The sequence below is a fragment of the Metabacillus lacus genome, assembly GCF_009674805.1.
Taxonomy (GTDB): Bacteria; Bacillota; Bacilli; order Bacillales; family Bacillaceae; genus Metabacillus_C; species Metabacillus_C lacus.
In genome coordinates this window covers 1-4,372 of the sequence record NZ_WKKI01000089.1, presented here as the reverse complement: position 1 = coordinate 4,372, position 4,372 = coordinate 1, and the positions used below count along the sequence as shown (strand labels likewise).

Annotated in this window: 5 protein-coding genes and 1 pseudogene; 2 read left to right on the top strand and 4 right to left on the bottom strand. The window is 36.5% G+C overall.

Annotated elements, in window-relative coordinates; translation table 11 throughout:
• Positions 1–77: 77 nt before the first annotated feature.
• From GJU40_RS21170 to GJU40_RS20220, 3 genes and pseudogenes are all read right to left on the bottom strand, one after another.
• Positions 78–383 (bottom strand): annotated as a pseudogene (locus GJU40_RS21170) (hypothetical protein); the annotation flags it as partial.
• A 381-nt stretch (positions 384–764) separates the two neighbouring features.
• Entirely contained in the window at positions 765–1,190 is a 426-nt protein-coding gene (locus tag GJU40_RS21165) for a hypothetical protein (protein WP_246188453.1), read from the bottom strand.
• A gap of 23 nt (positions 1,191–1,213) precedes the next feature.
• Positions 1,214–1,453: a hypothetical protein gene (locus GJU40_RS20220; RefSeq protein WP_154309852.1), complete on the bottom strand. Its 240-nt coding sequence runs from the start codon at positions 1,451–1,453 to the stop codon at positions 1,214–1,216.
• 565 nt (positions 1,454–2,018) lie between these two features.
• Here GJU40_RS20220 and GJU40_RS20210 point away from each other — a divergent pair.
• Positions 2,019–2,180 carry a hypothetical protein gene (locus GJU40_RS20210; RefSeq protein ID WP_154309851.1) on the top strand — a complete coding sequence of 54 codons (162 nt, stop codon included), beginning with the start codon at positions 2,019–2,021 and terminating at the stop codon, positions 2,178–2,180.
• Between the two features lie 294 nt (positions 2,181–2,474).
• On the opposite strand, the gene GJU40_RS20205 is transcribed toward GJU40_RS20210, so the two are convergent.
• Complete coding sequence (locus GJU40_RS20205) at positions 2,475–3,029, bottom strand: T6SS immunity protein Tdi1 domain-containing protein (RefSeq protein WP_154309850.1); 555 nt, start codon at positions 3,027–3,029, stop codon at positions 2,475–2,477.
• A gap of 114 nt (positions 3,030–3,143) precedes the next feature.
• Here GJU40_RS20205 and GJU40_RS20200 point away from each other — a divergent pair, with 114 nt between their 5' ends.
• Positions 3,144–3,359 carry a DUF5348 domain-containing protein gene (locus tag GJU40_RS20200; RefSeq protein WP_246188452.1) on the top strand — a complete coding sequence of 72 codons (216 nt, stop codon included), beginning with the start codon at positions 3,144–3,146 and terminating at the stop codon, positions 3,357–3,359.
• Positions 3,360–4,372: the final 1,013 nt, after the last annotated feature.

The following is a 4,372-nucleotide window of genomic DNA, read 5'->3' as shown; positions in this document are numbered from 1 at the left end:
AAAAATGAGCACAGTGTTCCAGATATTCTGCCGGATTAATATGAATAATCCAATCTGAAATAATGTGCTCGTTTACAACTTACTTCCGTGTCAGTTTCATCATCATATTCCCAATACATGGCTGTTCTTAAAAAAATCTTATTATCACTCATAACTTCAAAATCATAATTTAAATACTTACGAATCAGGTCATCATAAAACCCCACCGAAACCCATTCATTTGTAACATTTACAATATACTTAGGTTTCTCATCCTCTAATAATACCGCCGTGTATGGTTCTTGTTTTTGATGATATGTGTATGCAGTACGGTCATCAAGTATGTTCCAAGGCTTCTTTTTGATGTCCGACCATTCGTCACAATATAAATTTTTATAGTCAATTATACACCTTCCCCTTAATATCCCTAATAATAATCCTGTTTTTGTTGCCTCATCAAGAATTGTTTGCGGAATTGGTTTATTTTGAACAGGTATTTCTAATATTAATTCACCTTTAAGTCGCCCTCCTTTGAGAGCATTAGGATTAAAAGTACCATATGATATTTTAGAACCCGAAGAATATTTTTTGTGATTTCATTTAAGTAACTCTTAGCTGTCTTTTCTTGCACTTCACTAAGTTGAGAGAATTTTCTCGATACTATTTCCTTGTTGGGTGCATATGAGTCAACTACGTACTTTTTTCCCCTACTTCTTTTGCTTCCAACTCTACCTCATTATAAGGGTAACGGGGACGATTTATCTTATTAAAATTATTATCTGCTTTTAACGCTCTTTAAGCCAATCTGGTACAGATTTCTTTTTAGGTGTAACATCACCCGTACCCTTAGTACTCTTACTAGCCCCATCACCATCAAACTTCACATTCACATTAGGCTTCAAATCTTTCAAAACCGTATTTTCAATAGATGTGTTATAAGGAATATCATTCATTCTTTCAGGCAATCCCGAAACTGCCAGTTGCCTGGCGGTTTGAACTTCAGGTATTGTCTCTTCGTCAATCGTACTCGACTGCTTGCTGCCTTCTACCTGCTTATCCACACCTTTTGTTCCAACAACAGGTACTGTTTCAGTTTTTGACAGATTTGATTTGTTTATTGGTTCATGAACATTAGTTTTACTCTTATCATTCTTACTTGCTTTAACCGGACCCACTGGACCCTTATTACCACCATCCCAAGCGAACTTCACAGTCAAACCGCTTCTCAAATCGCTCAAAAAGGTGTTTGAGTTAAATGTATTGTATGGGATCTCTTATAACCATATGCAGGCACTCCCGCCAGTGCAGGCTGCATCACGGTTTGGGTTTGACTTTCAGATTTCTCTACCTTTAAATTTGGCAGCTTCACGCTTGTGGCCACCTTGTCCACACCTTTTGTTCCAACGACAGAGACAGCAATATTTGTCAGTGCATATGAGAACCATTCCGCCCGGCTTTTCGCGTCTCCGTTCACGACATCCCTTTCCTAAGTTTCTGAGACGCCATCCCACATGATTTTGACTGTATCAACTGGATGGAGGATGGAGTGGATTGTGCAATAATAAAGTAGTACTAGAATGTGATTATTTTGATACAGATGCATTAAAAGATTTTAAGAAAACAATGGGGGCTTTAATTAAGTAAGGGGGCTACAATACATTTGTTTCAAGATGATAGAGAGGTTCAGATTGATTATATTAGTAACCTTATCAGTTCGTATGAACAAATTGCCGAAGATAGAGAAAAGCTAGATGATAGAATTTTAGGTGATGATTAAAAAAGAGTAGAGTGTTAAAACATGCTAGAAGCATTCAGATTTGATATCCCGTATCATACTAAGACGGCTCTTTTTTGTTCAAGTCCCGAAAATCCTTTTAACTGGAGATATGGGTTATCACTTTCTTGAAAGGTACAATGCTGTTAATTCGGCAATAAGTAGCCCCGTTAAAAAGAAACCTTGAGAGGCATAAGCCAATCAAGGTTTAGAAAGAGGGGGAGAAAATATAAAAAGAATTGCAATGACAATCATGACGTGTTTCATGATGATAGGTTGTGCTCCTGAACAGAATATGAATAAAGAGCAATCAAGTGGGGAGGAGGAATCATGGGCTTATGAGTTTGTAAAATATAATGGAGCCAATTACGAGGTCACGAGTACAGAGGCGACAGAAGATGTTAAGGGAGTTCAATTCTATTTGTAAGTTCTTCACTGTCAAACTTCTTTTATTCTTCAACGTCCTCATATAAATAAGTTGATCGAAATTGGGTGCATGCTTCCAGCCAGGCACTTCAGTCATTTCCGGATAATCACCGATTGAACTTCAGTTTTCTCTACCTTTAAATTCGATAACTTTTGTCTGGGGTTTTTCCAGATTCTGAAATAAAGTGCAAAAATGAGCACATTGTTTCGGATGTTCTGCGGGATTAACATAAATAATCCCATCTGGAATAATGTGCTCGTTTACATGGTTAAGTCTATAACACATACCCGAATATCACTGAACTGGTCCCATAAATTCAGTAATAACAAGAATATGTTCCTTCAATTTTACTTTCTTTAGGTTCTCAACTTTTTCTGCTCCACCTAAACCTAGTAAAGGTGTATATCCCAAGCATTCATCATGCTCTGGTTCTTTATATTTTTCTATAGCTTCTGGATAAGGAAGCCAATCTAATGCCTTCTGTCTAAACGCCTCTTCCTCTAAGAATCTAAGAAACAAAGAATATTTAGAAGCTACCACTTTTGTTTTACCTTTTCGATAGTTAATCATGACAATATAGGACTCTTGGTTTTCATCCTTTTCAAAAACTATAATATCACCCATGGATGTACTGAAAATAGGTATTGTTCCTTTGCTTCTCAAATAAGTGTCATTTACTAAAGAGCTAAATTCATCTGGGTTAATTATTCTTAGATACCCATTCATAAATGTACCATACCCACGTGTTTTCCATGCGTCAATCAAAGCTTCTGGAAGTATATTTTTATATGTATTAATGGTATGCTCTTCTACTTCACTTACCTTCTTGAAATCGTTGAATAAGCTCAATTTACAAACCTCCTCTTTAAATAGGTGGCGACACATCGTCTTCTGTTCGCAGCTCAAAACGGAGCAAGAATCATTGATGACCGTTCTTGCATGAAGAATAGCCGTTAGAAGAGTATGTACTTTGATGAAAAACTTGATTGTTGGATTGTTGATTGGGAAAATCAAAGAGATTACAAACTGAGGTGTGGAGAATGTTTCAATCTAAACCTTGGTTATGGCAAGGTGTTGTCATGCCGCCTTGAGCTTGGTAGAGACTGGTACATAAACACCGGCAGTCATGAAGTCCAATTTTATTTGAAGCAAAATGAAACCTATGAAGTAGATTTATAGATGTTTTGGGGAGGACTGAAAAGCCTCCCTTCTTACCTTTAAGCGGCAATAAATCCGTCAAGTTTAGGACAAAATGAGCCGTCAGTTTTAGGACATTATAGAGCGTCATTAACACTCTACATTACACAAATACACTTACGGATTCTTATTATATATTGAATTTGAATTCTTGGCCTAGCGTGAGAGTGGCTAGGCCTATTTATATTCCGCCGCCAACCATATGAGAGAAGAATGAGCATAACTGAATTAGAGAAAGAAGTCGGCAACCATTCCTGTAATACTGTTTAAATACATCCATATACTGACGGATATAATGTCCTTAAGTCCCCTGAAGAAGGGAAAAGACGCCTTCCACAAGATTTTGAAGCAATCTTATTCAAAAGGTATGAGACCGCCATACTAAAAATGAAAACCACTGAGTGAGCGTGTGAGTATTATAAAACTACATGGTGGGTTTTCTTTATTACCGAGCGCTTTTTTGATGATCAAAACAAAAGATTTTTCCGTTAGATTTTTTATTTGATAAGCAATATGCCATAACTTTATCTGAAACAGATCTATTACAAATTGAACAAGTAGAACGAGGACTAGTGCTTTCCACTGTTGTATTCTTATTTAATGCACGCTTATGCTCTGCTCTAACAGCTGGATCGGTAATATTTGCGTTCGATAAAGCATGGTAGATTGTTGAGATATCATCTTCAGTTAGGAGAGGTTCTTTGTGATGAATCCTCAATATCGAGATCTTCCGATGAATGAACTCTGACAACTCGATATCATACACTATAATTTCATTGGATGATATTTTACGGTAATCTAAGCCTACTTTAAATGTGCAGCGTTTTGTAAAAGATACCATGGAGATAAATAAGTCATGGTACTTTTTATCAATAATAGATGTTAATGCTTTTATATGCCCGTAGTTTTGTACAAAAGTGTAAACGAGCACATTATTTCAGATTGGATTATTCATATTAATCCGGCAGAATATCTGGAACACTGTGCTCATTTTT